Origin of the sequence: Halorhodospira sp. 9621 (assembly GCF_022228055.1) — a bacterium.
Classification (GTDB): domain Bacteria; phylum Pseudomonadota; class Gammaproteobacteria; order Nitrococcales; family Halorhodospiraceae; genus Halorhodospira; species Halorhodospira halophila_A.
On the sequence record NZ_JAJNRD010000001.1, the window covers coordinates 47,213 to 65,696 of the forward strand.

At 67.5% G+C, this 18,484-nt stretch carries 19 protein-coding genes; 15 read left to right on the plus strand and 4 right to left on the minus strand.

Features of this window, described 5'->3' with window-relative positions:
- Window positions 1-40: 40 nt before the first annotated feature.
- Window positions 41-511: a low molecular weight protein-tyrosine-phosphatase gene (locus LRF89_RS00205; RefSeq protein WP_201167169.1), complete on the plus strand. Its 471-nt coding sequence runs from the start codon at window positions 41-43 to the stop codon at window positions 509-511.
- Between the two features lie 67 nt (window positions 512-578).
- On the opposite strand, the gene rne is transcribed toward LRF89_RS00205, so the two are convergent.
- Window positions 579-3,389 carry a ribonuclease E gene (gene rne, locus LRF89_RS00210; protein WP_201167172.1) on the minus strand — a complete coding sequence of 937 codons (2,811 nt, stop codon included), beginning with the start codon at window positions 3,387-3,389 and terminating at the stop codon, window positions 579-581.
- A gap of 409 nt (window positions 3,390-3,798) precedes the next feature.
- Between rne and LRF89_RS00215 the strand changes: the two genes are divergently transcribed.
- Window positions 3,799-4,776 (plus strand): RluA family pseudouridine synthase, encoded by a 978-nt coding sequence (locus tag LRF89_RS00215; protein ID WP_201167175.1) that lies wholly within the window; start codon window positions 3,799-3,801, stop codon window positions 4,774-4,776.
- Window positions 4,773-5,723 carry a S49 family peptidase gene (locus LRF89_RS00220; RefSeq protein ID WP_201167178.1) on the plus strand — a complete coding sequence of 317 codons (951 nt, stop codon included), beginning with the start codon at window positions 4,773-4,775 and terminating at the stop codon, window positions 5,721-5,723. The genes LRF89_RS00215 and LRF89_RS00220 overlap by 4 nt, the downstream gene beginning before the upstream one ends.
- 111 nt (window positions 5,724-5,834) lie before the next feature.
- Here LRF89_RS00220 and LRF89_RS00225 read toward each other — a convergent pair whose 3' ends face one another.
- Complete coding sequence (locus LRF89_RS00225; protein WP_201167181.1) at window positions 5,835-6,416, minus strand: Maf family protein; 582 nt, start codon at window positions 6,414-6,416, stop codon at window positions 5,835-5,837.
- 92 nt (window positions 6,417-6,508) lie between these two features.
- On the opposite strand from LRF89_RS00225, the gene LRF89_RS00230 reads away from it, so the two are divergent.
- The 12 genes from LRF89_RS00230 to holB all read left to right on the plus strand — a co-directional run bounded on the left by LRF89_RS00230 (window position 6,509) and on the right by holB (window position 16,394).
- The gene (locus LRF89_RS00230; RefSeq protein ID WP_201242508.1) at window positions 6,509-7,024 is read left to right on the plus strand and encodes a YceD family protein; all 516 of its coding nucleotides are present in this window, start codon (window positions 6,509-6,511) and stop codon (window positions 7,022-7,024) included.
- A gap of 50 nt (window positions 7,025-7,074) precedes the next feature.
- Window positions 7,075-7,254, plus strand: coding sequence for a 50S ribosomal protein L32 (gene rpmF, locus LRF89_RS00235; protein ID WP_201167188.1), 180 nt, complete (start codon window positions 7,075-7,077; stop codon window positions 7,252-7,254).
- Window positions 7,255-7,312: 58 nt separating this feature from the next.
- Window positions 7,313-8,344, plus strand: coding sequence for a phosphate acyltransferase PlsX (gene plsX, locus LRF89_RS00240; RefSeq protein WP_238636406.1), 1,032 nt, complete (start codon window positions 7,313-7,315; stop codon window positions 8,342-8,344).
- Entirely contained in the window at window positions 8,341-9,312 is a 972-nt protein-coding gene (locus LRF89_RS00245; RefSeq protein WP_238634816.1) for a beta-ketoacyl-ACP synthase III, read from the plus strand. The genes plsX and LRF89_RS00245 overlap by 4 nt, the downstream gene beginning before the upstream one ends.
- A gap of 33 nt (window positions 9,313-9,345) precedes the next feature.
- Window positions 9,346-10,299, plus strand: coding sequence for an ACP S-malonyltransferase (gene fabD / locus LRF89_RS00250; RefSeq protein WP_201167194.1), 954 nt, complete (start codon window positions 9,346-9,348; stop codon window positions 10,297-10,299).
- A 35-nt stretch (window positions 10,300-10,334) separates the two neighbouring features.
- Window positions 10,335-11,090 (plus strand): 3-oxoacyl-ACP reductase FabG, encoded by a 756-nt coding sequence (fabG, locus tag LRF89_RS00255; protein WP_201167196.1) that lies wholly within the window; start codon window positions 10,335-10,337, stop codon window positions 11,088-11,090.
- A gap of 134 nt (window positions 11,091-11,224) precedes the next feature.
- Window positions 11,225-11,464, plus strand: coding sequence for an acyl carrier protein (acpP, locus tag LRF89_RS00260; protein WP_011814030.1), 240 nt, complete (start codon window positions 11,225-11,227; stop codon window positions 11,462-11,464).
- A gap of 87 nt (window positions 11,465-11,551) precedes the next feature.
- Window positions 11,552-12,796, plus strand: a complete 1,245-nt coding sequence (fabF, locus tag LRF89_RS00265; protein WP_201242516.1) for a beta-ketoacyl-ACP synthase II — start codon at window positions 11,552-11,554, stop codon at window positions 12,794-12,796.
- Between the two features lie 13 nt (window positions 12,797-12,809).
- Window positions 12,810-13,676: an aminodeoxychorismate lyase gene (pabC, locus tag LRF89_RS00270; protein ID WP_238634814.1), complete on the plus strand. Its 867-nt coding sequence runs from the start codon at window positions 12,810-12,812 to the stop codon at window positions 13,674-13,676.
- Window positions 13,673-14,698, plus strand: coding sequence for an endolytic transglycosylase MltG (gene mltG / locus LRF89_RS00275; protein ID WP_238634813.1), 1,026 nt, complete (start codon window positions 13,673-13,675; stop codon window positions 14,696-14,698). The genes pabC and mltG overlap by 4 nt, the downstream gene beginning before the upstream one ends.
- Entirely contained in the window at window positions 14,695-15,342 is a 648-nt protein-coding gene (gene tmk / locus LRF89_RS00280; protein ID WP_201167200.1) for a dTMP kinase, read from the plus strand. The genes mltG and tmk overlap by 4 nt, the downstream gene beginning before the upstream one ends.
- Window positions 15,339-16,394 carry a DNA polymerase III subunit delta' gene (gene holB / locus LRF89_RS00285; protein WP_238636407.1) on the plus strand — a complete coding sequence of 352 codons (1,056 nt, stop codon included), beginning with the start codon at window positions 15,339-15,341 and terminating at the stop codon, window positions 16,392-16,394. The genes tmk and holB overlap by 4 nt, the downstream gene beginning before the upstream one ends.
- On the opposite strand, the gene LRF89_RS00290 is transcribed toward holB, so the two are convergent.
- On the minus strand, window positions 16,370-17,521 hold the full coding sequence (locus LRF89_RS00290; protein ID WP_238634811.1) for an aminotransferase class V-fold PLP-dependent enzyme: 1,152 nt from the start codon (window positions 17,519-17,521) through the stop codon (window positions 16,370-16,372). The two genes, holB and LRF89_RS00290, sit on opposite strands and share 25 nt — an antisense overlap.
- A 193-nt stretch (window positions 17,522-17,714) precedes the next feature.
- Window positions 17,715-18,281 carry a cytochrome b/b6 domain-containing protein gene (locus LRF89_RS00295; RefSeq protein ID WP_201167206.1) on the minus strand — a complete coding sequence of 189 codons (567 nt, stop codon included), beginning with the start codon at window positions 18,279-18,281 and terminating at the stop codon, window positions 17,715-17,717.
- Between the last annotated feature and the right edge of the window lie 203 nt (window positions 18,282-18,484).

Consider the following 18,484-nt stretch of genomic DNA (forward strand, 5'->3'; position numbering starts at 1 on the left):
GGGTGCAGGTTTCGTGGAACCGACTGATCAGGAAAGCAAAATGAAGATACTTCTAGTTTGTATGGGCAATATCTGCCGTTCGCCGACAGCGGAGGGGGTGCTGCGCCAGCGTCTGCGCGAGGAGGGGCTTGACCACCACGTGGACCTCGACTCCGCGGGCACCCATGACTTCCACGTCGGCAAAGGGCCGGACCAGCGCGCCCAAGAGGCCGCGCGGCGGCGCGGGGTCGACATCAGTGACCTGCGTGCCCGCCAGGTGGAGCGCTACGACTTCCAGGAGCACGATCTGATCCTGGCTATGGACGAGGCCAACCTCGGCATCCTCCAAGCCGATTGCCCGCCGAAGCACAAGCACAAGCTCGGACTCTTTCTCGATTACGCCCGCACCCGCAGTGAGCGGGAGGTGCCCGACCCGTACTACGGCGGTGAGCGCGGTTTCGAGCACGTGCTCGACTTGATCCAGGATGCCGCCGATGGGCTGATCGACGAGGTACGCCGGAACCAGGGCTAGTCACGAAAGACTGCGGGCGGCGTGACGCCGCCCGCAGTCAACCGTTATTGGGCGGATAGGGCGGCGGTTACTCGGCCTTTTCCGCCCCTTCACCTTCCGCGTGGGTCGAGGTGCGATCATCGCTGGTTGGTGATGATGCCTCGGTTCCGGATGTAGAAGCCTGCTTCGGTCGGCGCGGACGCCCCGAGCGGACCTGTTTGCGCCCGCCGTTGCCCTGGGCCGCATCGTCGGCGCTTCCCCGGGGCGCGGGGCCAGCAGACGGCTGTGAGGGCTGTACATCCCCGGTCTCCGCGCTCGGGGTAGGGGCGGTCTTCTCCGCTTTCGCCTCCGCGTGGGTGGCGGGCTTCTGTTCCGCGCGCGCCTTTCCGTTGTCCCCCGGTTTCCGGTTCCCCTTGTCTGGCCGCGGGGCATCTTGCTGCCCGCCCGCGCTCGGGGGCTGTGTATCCGCCCGGTCCGGCGCGTTTGCAGGTTTGTCCGGCGTCTTCTCCGCATCCGCGCCCGCCGGCGTGGAAGTGGCGGGCGATGCGGCAGCCGCCGGGTCAGGTGCCGGGGATTCCGGCCCCGTGTCGCCGTTCTCCTCCGCGCCTGAGGCGGTGGTGGATCCGTCGGCGTGCTCGTTGCCGTTGCTGGAGCGACGGCGCCGGCGACCCCCGCGGCGCCCGCGGCGGCTGCGACCGCTGCGGGCGGAGCGGGCTTCGGCGTTGCGGGAGGTGTCGTCCTGACCCGCTGCCGCCGAGGGGGTGTCCTGCCGGGTGCTGCCGCTGTCAGCGTCCGTGGTCTGGGCATCGTCCTCCGGGGGCTCGGCGGTGGCCTCAGCCTTGCCGTTGCCACCGGCATTCTTGCGCTTGCCGCCCGTGGAACGCCCTTTGCCGCCGTTGCCACCGTGCCCCTTGGTCTCATCCGGGGCGCGGGGCGCTTCGCTCGACGCGCCCTTCGACGGGCTCTCCTGCTCGTTTTGCTGCTGACCGTTGCCGCCCTCGCTGGCACCACCGCCGGGGCTGCGTCGACTCCGGCCGCCGCCGCGGGAGCGGCCACCGCGCCGGGTTCCCCGTCTGTTCTGGCCGGTGCTGGAGCCGTTGCCATCACTGGAGCTCCGCTCGCTCCGGGACCGTGGCTTCTTCTCGCGTCCGGAATCCCCCTCTTCGGTGCGCTCGTCGCCGGGCGCGCTCTGGAACAGCAGGCCGCGGAGACGGCGGAAGATCGAACTCAGCGGGGCATCCTCCTCCTGGTGGCCATCCCCGGCTGCAGCGTCCGATGTTTGTTGCGATTCCGGCGCGGGCGCCGGCGCGCTGGGGGTTACACCCTGCACGGCGGGTGCCGGTGGCCGGCTGGCCGGCAGGCCCGCTTCGATGACGGTCGGCTCCGGCGCGGGTGTCGCCAGGTTGTAGCTGGAGCCGCTCTGCTCGAGCCCCTCGTCGGTACGCACGCGCTGGACGTCGTAATGCGGGGTCTCCAGGTTGCGGTTCGGGATCAGCAGGACGTGCACGCCGTAGCGGTGTTCGAGCTCGGCGATCTGGGCCCGCTTTTCGTTGAGCAGGAAGGTGGCGACCTCGATCGGGAGCTGGGCGAGCACGCGCCCGGTCTTCTCCTTCATCGCCTCTTCCTCGATGATGCGCAAAATCGACAACGCCAGGGACTCGACGCTGCGCACCGTGCCCTGGCCGCCGCACCGACCGCAGACCTCTTGGTGGGCCTCACCAAGCGAGGAGCGCAGGCGCTGCCGGGACATCTCCAGAAGGCCGAACCGGGAGATTCGCCCGATCTGCACCCGGGCCCGATCCGCCTTGACCGCCTCACGCAGCCGATTCTCCACCTCCCGCTGGTGGCGCGGCGGACCCATGTCGATGAAGTCGATCACGATCAGGCCACCGAGGTCGCGCAGGCGCAGTTGCCGGGCGATCTCGTCGGCGGCCTCGAGGTTTGTGTTAAGCGCCGTCTCCTCGATGTCAGCACCCTTGGTGGCGCGCGAGGAGTTGATGTCGATGGAGATCAGCGCCTCGGTATGGTCGATGGCGATCGCACCGCCGGAAGGGAGGCGCACGTCCCGCTGGAACGCCGACTCGATCTGGCTCTCGATCTGGTAGCGCGAGAAGAGGGGCACCGGGTCGGTGTATTGCTTGAGCTTCTGCCGGTTGTACGGCATGACCTGCTCGATGAAGTCGCGCGCCTTGGCGAAGACCTCGTCGTCATCAACCAGGATTTCGCCGATGTCCGAGCGGAGATAGTCGCGCAGGGCGCGGATGATGACGTCGCTCTCCTGGTAGACCAGAAACGGAGCGGCGCGCTCGGCGGTGGCGTTCTGGATGGCGTCCCAGAGCTTGAGCAGGTAATCCAGGTCCCACTGGAGCTCTTCGGTGCTGCGCCCCACGCCCGCTGTACGCACGATCAAGCCCATGCCCTCCGGGACATCGAGCTGGCGCAGGCTTTCACGAATCTCGGCGCGATCGGAGCCTTCGATCCGGCGGGACACGCCGCCGGCCCGGGGGTTGTTCGGCATGAGCACCAGGTAGCGCCCGGCCAGGCTGATATAAGTGGTCAGCGCGGCGCCCTTGTTGCCACGCTCCTCCTTATCGACCTGGACGAGGACTTCCTGGTTTTCGCGCAGGCCGTCTTTCGGCGTGTTCCGCTGACCATCCGCCGAGGTGAAGTAGGCGGGCGCGATTTCCTTGAAGGGCAGAAAGCCGTGGCGCTCCGCACCGTACTGGACGAACGCGGCCTCCAGGCTCGGCTCAACCCGGGTGATGATCCCCTTGTAGATGTTCGCCTTTTTCTGCTCGCGGGAGGGCGCCTCGATGTCGAGATCGTAGAGGATCTGGCCGTCCACCAGCGCAACGCGCAACTCTTCCGGCTGAGTTGCGTTGATCAGCATTCTTTTCATGGGTGCGCAATCTCCGCAGCCCTGCCGCCATCGCTTCCAGGCCGCCGGACAGGACGGACTGGTACGTCGGCGTCGTATCTGGCCACGCCACCAAGGGCCGCTCGGGCGACATTGGTGGCGCCGACCAGGCGGCGAGCCAGACCATCCAGTGCGACAGATCCGTCCGTGTCATCCGCGCTCGACTCCTGTTGAAGGGGCGCAGGGCTTGTTGGTCGTGGTCAAGTGGCCCGCGCCGCGTCCGGGCGCGGGCCCGTTGTCTCGTTCTGGTGCTGCAATCAGTGCCGCACGAGGTGCGACACTGCATGAAACCCGTCGTCGCGGATCCCGGCTTAACCGGTCGCCACGTGCGGCTAATTGTATCAGTGACTTGCGTCACCCTTCAAATTTCTTCTTTTGCTAAAATTTCCGAATGAGTGCCTCTGATCCCAAGGTTCGACACCATCAGGTACTGGCCGAAGAGGCCGGGCAACGAATCGACAACTTCCTCCTGCGCCAGCTCAAGGGCGTTCCGCGCAGCCGGATCTATCGCCTGCTGCGCAAGGGGGAGGTCCGGGTCGACGGGGGGCGGGCGCGGCCCACGCGCCGCCTGAGCACCGGGGAGGTGGTGCGCATACCGCCGGTTTCGGGGCAGCGTCAGCCCGCTGAGGTCGCTTCCGGCGGGCTGCCCGACGGCCTAGAGGCGCGACTGCGCGATGGGGTCCTCTACGAGGATGAACGGCTGCTAATCCTGGACAAGCCGTCGGGGCTTGCTGTGCATGGCGGTTCTACCGTGCGTGTCGGGTTGGTCGAGGCGATCCGGGGTATTCGGCCAGACCTTCCCTTCGTTGAGCTGGTTCACCGGTTGGACCAAGAGACCAGCGGTTGCCTGATGTTGGCCAAGCGGCGCTCCACCCTGCGTCGGCTCCACGAGCAGCTTCGCCAGGGCAAGGTGGAAAAGCATTACGCCGCGCTTCTGGCCGGGCGGGTGCGTGGGGCGATGCCGGTGCGGGTGGACGCGCCTCTGGAGCGCCTGCCCGGCGCACCGCGGGATCGCCAGGTGCGCGTCAGCAAGCAGGGGCGGGCGGCGGTGACCGAATTCCGCCCGGTACAGCGGTGGGTGCGGGCGACTCTGGTCACTGCGCGGCTGGAGACCGGACGCACTCACCAGATCCGGGTCCACGCCCGCCATATCGGCCACCCGGTCGCCGGCGATGAGCGCTACGGCGATCGTGCGGCGAATGCCGCGCTGCGTGAGTGCAGCCTGCGCCGGTTGTTTTTGCATGCTTCATCGCTGCGATTCCAGCATCCGGACAGTGGGGAGCCCCTATGTATCGAGGCACCGCTGGGCGATGAGTTGCAGGCGGTGCTTGAGCGCCTGTCGCAATCCCAAGACGAGGAGTCAGCATGAGCGAAGAGACATCCGAGCGCGAAGCGCTACTGGAGCTGCTGAAGGAGAATATCCGCGAGCAGCGGCGGGCACGGCGCTGGCGCCTGATTACCCGCGGTGCCGTTCTGGCGGTGGTTGTCTTGGTGGCGATCTCCCTCGGGCGCCTTGATTTCGCTGCCGAAGAGGAGGTTGGCCCGCACACGGCTGAGGTGCGGATCGATGGTCCGATCATGTCGGATTCTGCGGCCAGCGCCGAGCAGGTGATCCGCGGCTTGGAGCGCGCCTTCGAGGCGGACGATGTCGCCGGGGTGGTGCTGCGCATCAACAGCCCCGGCGGGAGCGCCGTGCACGCCCGGCAGATCTACCAGGAGATCCGGCGCCTGCGCGACGAGCATGAAGACATCCCGGTCCATGCGGTCATCGAGGACGTCGGCACCTCCGGCGCATACTACGTGGCTGCCGCCGCCGACCGGATCCACGTCAACGAGTCGAGCGTCGTGGGCTCGATCGGGGTGATCATGGGCAGCTTCGGTATTGGCGAGGCGCTGGAGAAACTCGGCATCGAGCGGCGAATCTATACGGCCGGAGAGGACAAGGCCTTCCTCGATCCCTTCGCGCCGGAGAACGAGGACCATGTCGAGCACGTCCGCACTATGCTCGACGATATCCATGGCCAGTTCATCGCCGCGGTCCGTGACGGGCGCGGGGAGCAGATCGACGCAGCTGGAGCCGACGAGGAGCGCCTGTTCTCGGGGCTGATCTGGACCGGGCGGCAGAGTCTCGACAAGGGGCTTGCCGACGAGATCGGCAGTGTGCGCAGCGTTGCCCGGGACGTGATCGGCGAGGAGGAGCTCGTCGACTACACAGCCCGTCGGGACTTCCTCTCCCAACTCGCCGAGCGTTTCGGCACCGCCGTGGGGCAGGGGGTCTACCAGTCGTTGCAGAGTCTCGAGTATCAGCCCCGCTGATGTCGCGCTGCGGGCCGGCCCCCCGGGCGGGGCCCCCCCCCCCGGGGGGGGGGGGGGGGGCCCCCCCCCCCGGGCCCCCCCCCGGGGGGGCCCCCCCCCCCCGCAGGGGGATCAGGGCAAACGGTAGCCCTTGTCGCGCAGAAGCCGGGCGACGCCGATCAGCGGCAGGCCGATGAGCGCCGAGGGGTCGTTGCTCTCCACGGACTCCAGCAGAGCGGCACCAAGGCCCTCCGAGCGAATTGCCCCGGCACAGTCGAGGGGATGGTCGGCTCGGACGTAACGCTCGATGGTCTCTGCGTCGAGGCTCCGGAACCGGACCTGTACGGTTTCCAGCAGGTGTTCCTCGGCGCTGTCCTGGCATACGCAGACTGCGGTGAGAAAGCGCACGCATTGGCCGGAGTAGCGGCTCAGTTGCTCTCGGGCACGCTCTTCGCTTCCGGGCTTGCCGAGGATCTCGCTGCCGAGTGCCGCCACCTGGTCGCTGCCGATCACCACGGCTCCGGGGCGACGCTCGGCCACCGCCCGGGCCTTCTCCCGCGCTAGGCGCGCCACGGCGCCTTCCGGGGATTCGCCGCTGGCGATGGTCTCGTCAATAGAAGCGGCATCGATCTCAAACGGGATGCCCAGACGTTCGAGTAGCGCCCGACGATAAGGCGATGCGGAGGCCAGAATCAGCGATCCTGCTTCAGACATGGATTAAGACCCATTGGCTTGGAACGCCGTGCACCCTAGCGCCGTAAACGGCGCAGTGCCAGCACTTTACAGTATCCGGTGGCGGGGCTAGTATGCAGACCCTTATGTTGCCGGATGGGCTGGCTCCAGACGATTTTGGCACGCCGCCTCGTGTCCACCAGGGCACTCTGGCGCTGCCGACCATGCCGCGCCTGGCGCCGTTGCTGGCGATCCAGGAAGGGCAGGCGTGGGCTCGCCTGGAAGGCAGCCTGGATGACGCGGGCCGGCGGGAACTGGCGGGGCGCATCGAGGCGGACGTGCCGCTGACGTGCCAGCGCTGCCTCGGGGTTTATCATCACCCGGTGGTCGTCGCCTTCCGGGTGGTCATCGTGGCGACCGAGGAGGAGGGCGAGGCCCTGCCCGACGAGCTGGAGCCCTATGTCTGCGGCTCGGCGGTTCGGCCCCTGCAGGTCGTCGAGGAAGAGATCCTGCTGGCGCTGCCGGTGGTGGCGCGGCATACAGGGGCGGATTGCACGCCCCCCGAACACGAGGCCGGTATCGCGCGGGAAGCCCTCAGCCCGTTTGCCAGCCTGCAGGGCAAGGTCCGCCGCCACGAGGCAGATGACTAACCAGGGCCCCGCCAAAAACGAATTTCTGAACCGATCGGAGTGATTAGACAATGGCCGTACAACAGAATCGCAAGACGCCCTCCAAGCGTGGCATGCGTCGCTCCCACGACAGCCTGAGCAAGCCGACGCTCGCCACGGAGCAGAGCACCGGCGAGACTCATCGCCGTCACCACATCAGCGCCGACGGCTACTACCGGGGCCGCAAGGTGACCCGCGGGCAGGACGACTGAGCCGCTCCGCCGTGGTCGTCATCGCGGGGTATTGCCCAGTCGTCGAGCGGGTGAAGGCATGACGGGCCATATAATCCTTTCGCTGGACGCTATGGGCGGGGATCACGGACCCAGTGTCGTGGTCCCCGCTGCTTTGCGGGCGCTGGAACGCCACCCCCATCTCCACGTGGTGCTCGTGGGGCAGGAAGAGACCCTGCGCGAGCACCTCCGGGCGGAGAGGTACGGCGATGCCGAGCGCGTGAGCGTGCGCCACTGCACGCAGGTCGTGGCCATGGACGAGCCGCCTTCCCAGGCGCTGCGCTCCAAGAAGGATTCGTCCATGCGTGTCACCCTGGAGATGGTCAAGGCCGGGGAGGCCGATGGCTGTGTAAGCGCCGGGAACACCGGTGCGCTCATGGCGACCGCCCGCTACTTGTTGAAGACCCTGCCGGGCATCGACCGGCCGGCGATCATGAGCACCCTCCCCACGCTTGACGGTGCCACACACATGCTGGATCTCGGTGCCAACGTCGACTGCACCGGCGACCACCTCTTTCAGTTTGCTGTCATGGGGGCGGTGGCCGCGGAGGCTGTCCACGGGGTGGAGCGTCCGCGTGTGGGGCTGCTGAACATCGGGGAAGAGGAGATCAAGGGCAACGAGTCGGTCAAGCACGCCGCGGAGCTGCTGCTGGAGTCCCGGGAGATCCACTACACCGGTTACATCGAGGGCGACGGCATCTTCAAGGGCGAGGCCGACGTGGTCGTTTGCGACGGATTCGTCGGCAACGTGGCCCTAAAGTCCAGTGAAGGCGTGGCGTCACTGATCTCCGAGTACATGCGCAGGGAGTTCCGCCGCAACCCTCTCTCGCGGATCGCCGGGTTGATCGCGCTGCCGGTGCTGCGTTCCCTGCGCGGGCGTATCGATCCCCGTCAGTATAACGGCGCGAGCCTGCTCGGCCTGCGGGGGGTTGCCCTCAAGAGTCACGGTTCGGCGGACAGCTTTGCCTTTGGTCGGGCCATCGACACCGCTGTCCGGGAGGCCGAACAGGGGGTCCCGGACCTGATCAATGCGCGCATCGAGCGGCTGCTGGGGGCGAGAGAAGGGGCGTGAGCAACGCAAGGATAATCGGCACCGGGAGCTACCTCCCCGAACGTGTGATCACAAACAAGGATCTCGAGCAGCATGTCGAGACCTCGGATCAGTGGATCCGCGAGCGCACGGGGATCGGCGAGCGGCGGGTGATCGCCGATGAGGAGGTCTGCGGCGATCTCGGTCGGATCGCGGCGCAGCGGGCGCTGGAAGCGGCCGGAGTCAGCGGCGATGAGATCGATCTGGTCATCGTCGCCACCTGCACGCCTGACCGGATCTTCCCAAGTACGGCCTCGTCCCTGCAGCGCGCCCTTGGGGTGCGTCCCGGTGCGGCGGCCTTCGACATCTCGGCGGCCTGCTCAGGGTTTATCTACGCTCTGGGTATCGCCGAGCGTTTCGTGCGTTGCGGTGATGCGCGCCGTGCCCTGGTGATCGGTGCCGAGGCGATGACCCGCATCCTCAACTGGGAGGATCGCGGGACCTGCGTGCTCTTCGGGGATGGCGGTGGAGCTGTGGTGCTCGAGGCCTCGGACGAACCCGGTGTGCTCTCCACCCACCTGCACTGTGACGGTCGCTATGAGCCGCTGCTGTATGTCCCGTGGGGGCCGGGGCGGGGCTACGCCGCCCTCGGGGCCGAAAGCGGCTACATCCACATGCGGGGCAACGAGGTGTTCAAGGTGGCCGTGAACACCCTTACGCGGATTGTCGAAGAGACCCTGGACTCGGCCGGGGTCGACAAGGGCAAGGTCGACTGGCTCGTCCCGCATCAGGCGAATATCCGCATCATCCAGGCCACCGCGAAGAAGCTCGATCTGCCCATGGAGCGCGTGGTGGTGACGGTGGGCGAGCACGGCAACACGTCGGCTGCGTCGATCCCCATCGCCTTGGATACCGCGGTGCGTGACGGTCGCATCCAGCGCGGGGAGACCCTGCTGCTGGAAGCCTTTGGTGGCGGGTTTACCTGGGGGTCGGCGCTGGTCCGGTACTAGCCCTCCCGAGATGGATTCCGTGCAGGAGCTGAGATGAGCAATCACACCCCGGAATTTGCAATGGTCTTTCCCGGCCAGGGCTCCCAGGCGGTCGGGATGATGGCGGCCTGGCAGGAAGACGAAACGGTCCGCGAGACCTTCGGCGAAGCCTCCGAGCCGCTGGGTTACGATCTCTGGGAACTGATCGCGAACGGGCCAGCTGAGGAACTCGATCGGACCGATCGTACGCAGCCGGCCATCCTGGTCGCCAGCGTGGCGCTGTGGCGCGTCTGGCAGGAACGAGGCGGTGCGGAGCCGGCGGTGCTGGCCGGACACAGCCTGGGGGAGTACAGCGCGCTGGTGGCTGCCGAGTCGCTGCAGCTCGCCGATGCGGCCGCGCTGGTGGCCGAGCGCGGTCGCTACATGCAGGAGGCCGTGCCGGCCGGCGAGGGCGCCATGGCGGCGGTCATCGGGCTTGAGGACGACAAGATCCGGGAGATCTGCGCCGGCGCCGCCCAGGGGGCCGTCGTGCAGCCCGTCAACTTCAACGCGCCGGGACAGGTGGTCATCGCCGGCAACCAGGAGGCAGTGGAACGGGCCGGTTCCGCCGCGAAGGAGGCCGGCGCCAAGCGAGTTCTGCCGCTGCCAGTCAGCGCGCCGTCCCACTGCAGCCTCATGCAGCCAGCCGCCGAGCGTCTGGCCCAGCGCCTCGAGGAAGTAGCGATCGAGGAGCCGCGCCGTCCGGTCATCCACAACGTCGATGTCTCGGTCAGCCGGGACGCTGCGTCGATCCGCCGCCGGCTGGTCGAGCAGCTGGCGAACCCGGTGCGGTGGACGGAGACGGTCCAGAAGATGAGCGGCGAAGGCGTTCAGGTCCTGGCGGAGTGCGGCCCGGGCAAGGTTCTGACCGGACTGACTCGCCGGATTGAGCGCAGCCTTCAGGGCGGATCGCTCAGCGAGCCGGACACTCTGGACGACATGCTGCGCCGTTTCCCGGCGACCAGCTAACCCCATCCGGACAGCTTTTGTTTGAAGGAGGCAGCGTGCACGGCAAAGACGACCTGCAGGGGCATATCGCCCTGGTAACCGGGGCGAGCCGGGGCATCGGCCAAGCCGTTCTGGAGTCCCTCGGCCGCGCCGGCGCGACGGTCATCGGGACCGCCACCAGCGAGCAGGGCGCCGAGGGAATTCGGCAGCGCCTGTCGGAGGCCGGGCTTATGGGCACCGGGATGGCACTGGATGTCACCGACTCGGAGCAGATTGCCGAGGTGCTGGGCGCCATTGGCCGTGACTTCGGGGCGCCAACCATCCTGGTGAATAACGCCGGCATCACCCGCGACAACCTGCTCATGCGGATGAAGGATGATGAGTGGGATCAGATCATCGACACGAACCTCAGCTCCGTCTACCGCATGAGCAAGGCGTGCCTGCGCGGCATGATGAAGGCGCGCGGCGGGCGCATCATCAACATCGGTTCGGTCGTCGGGGCCATGGGCAACGCCGGTCAGGCCAATTACTCTGCGGCGAAGGCCGGCATCATGGGCCTGACCAAGTCGATGGCCCGGGAGCTCGGTGCGCGCAACATCACGGTGAACACGGTAGCGCCCGGATTCATTGAGACGGATATGACGGCCGCCATGAGCGAGGAGCAGCGGGCGGCGCTGATTGGCAATGTGCCCCTGGAGCGGCTTGGCAGCCCGGAGGATATCGCCGCGGCGGTGACTTTCCTGGCCTCGCCGTCCGCCGGTTACATCACGGGCGAGACACTGCACGTCAACGGCGGCATGCACATGGCTTAAAACTCGTTGTTAAACAGTATCTTGTAAATGGTTCAGGATTCCGCTGGGGCGTTCTGGTACTCAGCGAACTGTTCCCCTACAATACGCGCCGCAGCCGGAAGACTGCGCCAATTAGAACCTCGGAGGACCTTTTAATGAGCAGCATCGAAGATCGCGTCAAGAAAATCGTCGTCGAGCAACTGGGGGTCAAAGAGGAAGAGGTCACTGGTGAGGCCTCGTTCGTGGACGACCTTGGCGCCGACTCGCTGGACACCGTCGAGCTCGTGATGGCGCTCGAGGAGGAGTTCGAGTGCGAGATCCCCGACGAGGAAGCCGAAAAGATTACGACGGTCCAGCAGGCCGTGGACTACATCAAGAAGCACCTGGAGGGGTAACCCCCACGGGCCACAGTCTGAAGGCGCAGCGGGGCCGGTCCGGTGGACCGGCCCCGATACATTCTGCGCCCCGAAGGGCACAAGGGTATGGATGATCGAGCCGTTGTCGTAACCGGGCTGGGGGTGGTCTCTCCGGTCGGTCACTCCGCTGATGAAGCCTGGTCCGCGGTGACCGAGGGCCGCAGCGGGATCCGGACCATCACCGAGTTTGATACGTCCGCCTACGCGGTCCAGTTCGGCGGGACGATCGAGGGCTTCGATGTGTCCCAGTATCTGCCGCGCAAAGAAGCACGGCGGATGGACCCGTTCATCCACTATGCCTTCGGCGCCTGTGCCGAAGCCCTGGAGTCGAGCGGCCTGGAGATCCGCGAGGACAACGCGGACCGGATCGGGCTGTCCGTTGGCTCCGGCATCGGCGGTATCCTGGGGATCGAGACGGGCCACCAGGCCCTGATGGAGGGTGGGCCACGCAAGGTCTCTCCCTTCCTGGTGCCGAGCAGCGTGATCAATATGGCGGCCGGGAACCTATCGATCCACTACGGACTGCGCGGCCCCAATCTCTCAACCGTCACCGCCTGCGCGGCGGGCACCCACAACCTCGGTGTCTCCGCCCGCATGATTGCCGCCGGAGACGCGGACGTCATGATCGCCGGCGGTGCGGAGAAGTGCATCACCCCGCTGGGACTGGCGGCGTTCTCGTCGGCGCGGGCGCTGTCGAGTCGCAACGATGATCCCTCGACGGCCAGTCGCCCCTGGGATGTCGATCGCGATGGTTTCGTCCTGAGCGAAGGCGCGGCGGTCCTGGTGCTGGAGTCCTATGCCCATGCGCGAGCGCGCGGGGCGACCATACTGGCCGAGCTGGCCGGGTTCGGCACCAGCTCGGATGCCCATCACATCACGCAGCCTGCCGAGAGCGGCGAGGGGGCGCAGCGCTGTATGGCGCGGGCCCTTGAAGACGCCGCCATGGCACCCGCGGATATCGATTACATCAACGCCCACGGTACATCGACCCAGGTCGGCGACCTGGCCGAGGCGGCGGCCGTCAAGCGCCTGTTTGGCGATCGGGCCGGCGAGGTGGCCATGAGTTCCACCAAGTCGGTGACCGGGCATCTGCTCGGCGCCGCCGGCGGGCTGGAGGCGGTATTCAGCGTGTTGGCGCTGCGCGACGGGATCATTCCGCCGACCTGCAATCTCCATCACCCGGAGGCCGATTGCGCCGGTCTCGATCTGGTACCCGGCGAGGCGCGGCAACAGCGGCTGCAGGCCGTACTCAGCAACTCCTTCGGATTCGGCGGGACGAACGCTTCCCTGATCTTTCGCAAGGCGAGCTGAGAAGTGGGGGCCCTTGAGCCGTAAGCAACTGGTCAACGGCAGAGCGGATACGGCCCTGGATGCCGAGGACCGTGGCCTGGCCTATGGCGACGGTCTGTTCGAAACCATAGCGGTGAATCGGGGGCGGCTGTGTCTATGGGACTACCATATGGACCGGCTGCTGGACGGGGCGCGGCAGCTGGGGCTCCCGGAGCCACCATTGGCGACCCTGCGAGAAGAGGCCCGCTTTCTTACCGAAAAGGTGGAGAGCGGGGTGCTCAAGGTGGTCTACACCCGGGGCAGCAGTGAAGGGCGCGGCTACCTGCCCCCGTCCCGGCCGATCCCCACCCGCATCCTGACGCTTCACAATCCGCCGGCGATCCCGCCGGAACGCTGGCAGGGGGTCGATGTCCGCCTCTGCCGGACGCGCATCAGTGCGCAGCCCCGGCTGGCCGGTATCAAGCACCTCAATCGCCTGGAGCAGGTGATGGCCCGTTCCGAGTGGCGGGATGCGGCCATCGCCGAGGGCTTGATGCTCGATGCCGACGGGCTCATCGTGGAGGGTACCGCGACCAACGTCTTCGCGGTCCGGAACCGGGTGTTGCTGACGCCGCCGCTGACCCACTCGGGCGTGGCCGGCGTGATGCGCCGCTGGATCGTGGAGCAGGCCGAGGCGTTCGGCCTGCGGGTGGAGAAACGCGGTTTCTATCCGGGTGAATTCGCCGAGATGGACGAGGTTTTCCTGACCAACAGCCTGATCGGCCTCTGGCCGGTCCGCTCGGTGGCCGGGACCTGGGTCCCAGTCGGGAAGGTTAGTCGCGGCTATCTCGAGCAGATCGGCAGTCGCGGGCTCACGCCGCTGGTGGACCCGCCCGAGGTTGGCGGAGAAGGGCGTTGGTGACGCGCGCATCCCGGCGGCGCTGGTGGATCCTCGCCCCGGTGCTTGTGCTTGTGCTTCTGCCGATCGTCGGCGGCGGCTGGCTGTTCTACGAGCTCGACCAGCGCCCTATGGCCGTTAGTGATCCGCCCGAGACCCTAGAGGTTCCGCGGGGCAGTTCGCTGCACGCCCTGGGGCGGGAACTGGAGGCGAGGGGCTGGATCTCCGGGGCGACGCGATTCGGGCTGCGGATCTACGGGCGCCTGACCGGTATCTCCGCTGAGCTCAAAGCGGGCGAGTACGCGGTGGAGCAGGGCATGACCGTCCGTCAGCTCCTGGCGCGGGTGCGCGCCGGCCGGGTCAAGCTCCACCCGCTCACCGTGGTCGAGGGTTGGACGTTTGCACGCCTGCGCGAGGCCCTGGGCCGACACGATGCTGTAGAGCAGACGCTGGAGGGTATCCCCGATCATGAGATCATGGAGGAACTCGGCCTCGGGGAGCGACACCCCGAGGGGATGTTCTTCCCCACTACTTACCATTTCCCGCGCGGTACCACGGATCGTGATCTGCTGCGCGTGGCGTTCGGGCAGATGCGTCAGGAACTGGCCCGCGTGTGGGCCGAGCGACGGCCGGAACTGCCCCTGGAAGATCCCTACGAGGTACTCACCCTCGCTTCGATCATCGAGCGCGAGACCGGCCGTGATGACGAGCGGCGGAAGGTGGCGGGGGTGTTCACGCGGCGGTTGGAGCAGGGCATGCGCCTGCAGACGGATCCAACCGTGATCTACGGCCTGGGCGAAGACTACGACGGGCGGCTGCGCCGATCCGATCTGCGCCGTGATACGCCTTACAACACCTACACGCGCCACGGCCTGCCGCCGACCCCGATCGCCCTTCCCGGGCGGGCCTCTCTGAAAGCGGCTGTCGACCCGAAGCCGGGCAGTGCGCTCTATTTCGTCTCCCGCGGCGACGGCAGCCACCATTTCTCGGACACGCTGGACGAGCACAACGAGGCCGTCCGACGCTACATCCTGGAGGAGGAGTGACGGAGCGAGGCCGTTTCATCACCGTCGAAGGGCTGGAAGGGGCCGGCAAGACCACCTGTCTGCGGGCCATCGAGCAGATGCTGGAAGAGGCCGGCATCGAGCGGCCGCTGTTCACCCGCGAGCCTGGGGGCACGCCTTTCGGCGAGGCCCTGCGCGGCGCGCTCCTCGACCCGCAGTACAGCGGTCTCAGCGCAGAGGCCGAGGCGTTGACCGTCTTCGCCGCGCGGGCCGAGCACCTCGCGCAGGTCATCCATCCAGCCCTGGCCACGGGGCGCTGGGTGGTCAGCGACCGCTTTACGGACGCCACCTACGCCTATCAGGGCGGCGGCCGCGGGCTCGGTGATGAACGGATCGCGGTACTGGAGCAGTGGGTCCACGGGGGCTTCGTGCCTGACCGGACGCTGCTGCTCGATGTGGATCCGTCGGTCGGACGCTCCCGGGTCGCCAGTCGGGGCAGCGGGGAGGATCGTTTCGAGCAGGAGCAGGACCCGTTCTTCCTTGCGGCGCGCGCCGCTTACGCCCGTCGTGCCGCAGCGGAACCAACGCGCTTCCGTTGCATTGACGCGAACCGGCCGGAAGACGACGTGGCCCGCCAGGCACGCGCCGCACTGGCCGACCTGCTCCCGGCGCGGAGTGCGTCATGAGCGAAGCACCCGAGCATCCGGACTGGGTGCCGCCGGGGCAGGGACGGGGCCAGCTCCCGCCCTGGCTGCTCCCGGAACTTGACCGGCTGCTCGCCCTGCACGACCAGGGTCGGTTGCATCACGCCCTGCTGCTGACTGGGCGAACCGGACTCGGAAAGAGGCTGCTGGCCGGCGTCCTGGCCCGGGCGCTGCTCTGTCAGGGGGGGGAGGAGGGCGGACAGCGGCCCTGCGGGGAATGCCGTGGCTGTCGTCTGACCGGTGGCGGGGCCCACCCCGATCTGCGCACCCTCAGCCCCAGCCGCGGTGGCGAGCGCGGCGAAATCGTGGTCGATAGCGTCCGCGGGCTGGTCGATTTCCTGCATCTGAGCGCGCAGCTCAGCGGCAGCCGGGTCGCGGTGATTGTGCCGTGCGACCGGCTCAACCGCGCAGCGGCCAACAGCCTGCTCAAGACACTGGAGGAGCCGCCCGCAGGGGTGTTCCTCATCTTGGCTACCGGGCGACCGGGGCGGCTGCCACCGACCGTACGCAGCCGGTGCACGGTGCGCGGGTTGTCGCCACCGCCTTGGGGCACGGCACGGCAGTGGCTAATCGAGCGTACCGCGGCCGGGGCTGAGCGGGCAGACAAGGCACTGGCGCTGGCCGGCGGCATGCCGCTGGCGGCCGAGCGCATCCTCCGCGAACAGGGCCTTGAGGGGTACGAGGCATTGCTCCAGCAGCTTCATCGGTTGAGTGCCGGTGGCGATCCGGTCAAAGAGGCAGAGACCTGGGAACGGGCGCCGGAGGCGTTGGCCGACGCGGTTTCGGCGATCCTCGCGGATCTGCTGCGTCAGCGCCACGGCGCACCGGATCGCGGGCTGCTGCCCTCAACCCTGGCGCAACAGCTGATTCGGCAGGCATCGCCGGAGTCGCTGCACCAGACGTTCCTGCGCATCGGCGAGCACCGGCGCAGCCTGGAGCAACCCCTGAATGGACGTCTGGCCGCGGAGGCGATCCTCCTCGACCTGGCCGCAGCCCTGCGGCCCGTGGGTCACTCGGCCGCCAGGCAGGCCTGAAGCCGCCGCCAGGCTTCCTCCAGGTCCTCGGCCGTGTTGTAGAAGTGCGCCGAGAAACGGATGCCGCCACAACGCGAGGCACAGGCAACATCGCGGGCGCGCAGAGCCGCCAGGAGGCGCTCCGGGTCGGCGCCCGGGACGCGGAAGGTGACAATACCGGCGTGGCGATCCGCTTCAGTCGGTGTCACCAGCTCGAAACCGTGGCGCCGGACGCCTTCCATGGCCTCCCGGGCGTTCGTCAGGACGCGCCGCTCGACCTCCTTCAAGCCGACATCCTCGAGCACCGCCAGGCTCGCTTCGAGGGCGTGGCTGCCAAGCAGGTTCGGGCTACCGGGTTCCAAGCACCGGCCGGTGCCGGCGGGATCCCAGTCGGGTCGGTCGAAGGCGCCCAGATCTTCGGCCATATGCCAGCCGATCTGCCAGATCCGCAGCTCATCGCGCACCCGGGGATGGACGTACAGCCCGCCGATCCCCTCCGGGCCGAGCATCCACTTGTGTCCATCCGCGACAATGAAATCGGCGTCCACGGCAAGCTGAAGGGCGCCCAGCGTCTGGATCGCATCGACGCAGAGCAGGACGCCGCGCTCGCGACAGGCGTTACTCAGCCGCTCCAGGTCCATGCGCAGTCCCGTGCCGTACTGGACACTGCTGATCGGAAGCAGCCGGGTGCGTGGCGTCAGGGCGTCGATGAGGGCGTCCTCCGGCGTGGCGCCGTCGCTCAGTCGCACCTGACGGACGTGGACGCCGTAGTGTCGGGCCAGGGATTGCCAGACCCAGCGATTGGAGGGGAATTCCTGGTCGTTGATGATCACCTCGTCGCCGGGCTGCCAGGTCACCCCGTGGGCGACCATGGAGAGGCCCGCCGAGGTGTTCGGCACCAGGGCGATGTCCGACACGGCACCAGCGACACCCATCAGTCGTGCCAGCCGGGCCCGTAGACGGTCTTCCGCCTCCAGCCAGTTGGGATAGTCCGCGGCTCCGCGATGGAGGCATTCGTCGGCAAATCGGTGGACGGCATCCCGAGTCCGCTGCGGCCAGGTGCCGACCCCGGCGTGGTTGAGATAGACCAGGTTCGGGTCGAGCGGGAACTCCGGGTGGGCCATTGCCGTTGCCTTTGTCGTTGCCATCGGATCCGGGGGGCGAGTATACCGGCCCGTCGCCGGGCTGTCGGCAGGCTGGCCGCTCAGTCACCCGTGCGATCGGGGTCACCCGGAGAGCCGCGGAAGGTATATTATGTTAAATTATGTTAGACGCAAGCAGCGCGGCTCTCCCGCCACGCTGCCATGGGCTTGTTTCGGCTTGTTTCCGTCTCTCTTCGCCTCAGCTACTCGGGCGCTTGTAACCATCGACCATACCAGCGGTCAGGTTCTGCTTCTCACGCCGACCGGAGAGCGTTACGCCGAGGATGTGCATGCCGACCAGGGCCAGCAGTGTATAAGAACTCACGATGTGCACATCCGAGATCAACTCCCCAGGCAGTTGCGCCCCGTACAGGAACCCAAGCGGACCCGCGCCGCGATCCAGCGCTGGCAGCATCATGCCTGATACGGACGCGATCACCAGTCCCAAGAGCAGGATCACTGCCATCACACCGCCCTGCGGCGGATGGCCCAAATAGCGACGGTCCTCTCCGGTGCTCATCGCACGCAGATGCGCCATCAACGCACGCGGCCCCGGCACGAAGTGCGAGAAACGCGCCTGTGGCGGCCCGACGAATCCCCAGACGATCCGCGCCAGCACGACCACGGTCAGCAAGTAACTGACCCACAGGTGGGCGGGCATCTCGCCGATCACAGCGGTAAAGAACGAGGCCGCAAACAGGAGCGTGATCAGCCAGTGACTGCCACGTACCACCGGGTCCCAGACATAGATGGTGCGCTGCTCCATGAGTCCTCCCATCGCTCGGATGCGCCGGCCTGTGGGCCTTTAGCCCTGGCCGGCCATTCACAGAGGTCTCCCGACCCAAACGCCGCAGCCGGGAGGCAGGGTGTGGCGAATTGTTTCAGCCACTGCGCCCAAGCATAAAAGTACAACTTGTGTACAACAATGTCCCCGTAGACGGTTTCCCGCGGGGTCAACAAGCTAGGTGC

Excerpts from the sequence above, each read along its gene's own strand:
- LRF89_RS00205 (WP_201167169.1), top strand. The coding sequence starts at position 41 with ATGAAGATACTTCTAGTTTGTATGGGCAATATCTGCCGTTCGCCGACA.
- rne (WP_201167172.1), bottom strand. The coding sequence starts at position 3,389 with ATGAAAAGAATGCTGATCAACGCAACTCAGCCGGAAGAGTTGCGCGTT.
- LRF89_RS00215 (WP_201167175.1), top strand. The coding sequence starts at position 3,799 with ATGAGTGCCTCTGATCCCAAGGTTCGACACCATCAGGTACTGGCCGAA.
- LRF89_RS00220 (WP_201167178.1), top strand. The coding sequence starts at position 4,773 with ATGAGCGAAGAGACATCCGAGCGCGAAGCGCTACTGGAGCTGCTGAAG.
- LRF89_RS00225 (WP_201167181.1), bottom strand. The coding sequence starts at position 6,416 with ATGTCTGAAGCAGGATCGCTGATTCTGGCCTCCGCATCGCCTTATCGT.
- LRF89_RS00230 (WP_201242508.1), top strand. The coding sequence starts at position 6,509 with ATGCAGACCCTTATGTTGCCGGATGGGCTGGCTCCAGACGATTTTGGC.
- rpmF (WP_201167188.1), top strand. The coding sequence starts at position 7,075 with ATGGCCGTACAACAGAATCGCAAGACGCCCTCCAAGCGTGGCATGCGT.
- plsX (WP_238636406.1), top strand. The coding sequence starts at position 7,313 with ATGACGGGCCATATAATCCTTTCGCTGGACGCTATGGGCGGGGATCAC.
- fabD (WP_201167194.1), top strand. The coding sequence starts at position 9,346 with ATGAGCAATCACACCCCGGAATTTGCAATGGTCTTTCCCGGCCAGGGC.
- acpP (WP_011814030.1), top strand. The coding sequence starts at position 11,225 with ATGAGCAGCATCGAAGATCGCGTCAAGAAAATCGTCGTCGAGCAACTG.
- fabF (WP_201242516.1), top strand. The coding sequence starts at position 11,552 with ATGGATGATCGAGCCGTTGTCGTAACCGGGCTGGGGGTGGTCTCTCCG.
- holB (WP_238636407.1), top strand. The coding sequence starts at position 15,339 with ATGAGCGAAGCACCCGAGCATCCGGACTGGGTGCCGCCGGGGCAGGGA.
- LRF89_RS00290 (WP_238634811.1), bottom strand. The coding sequence starts at position 17,521 with ATGGCAACGACAAAGGCAACGGCAATGGCCCACCCGGAGTTCCCGCTC.
- LRF89_RS00295 (WP_201167206.1), bottom strand. The coding sequence starts at position 18,281 with ATGGAGCAGCGCACCATCTATGTCTGGGACCCGGTGGTACGTGGCAGT.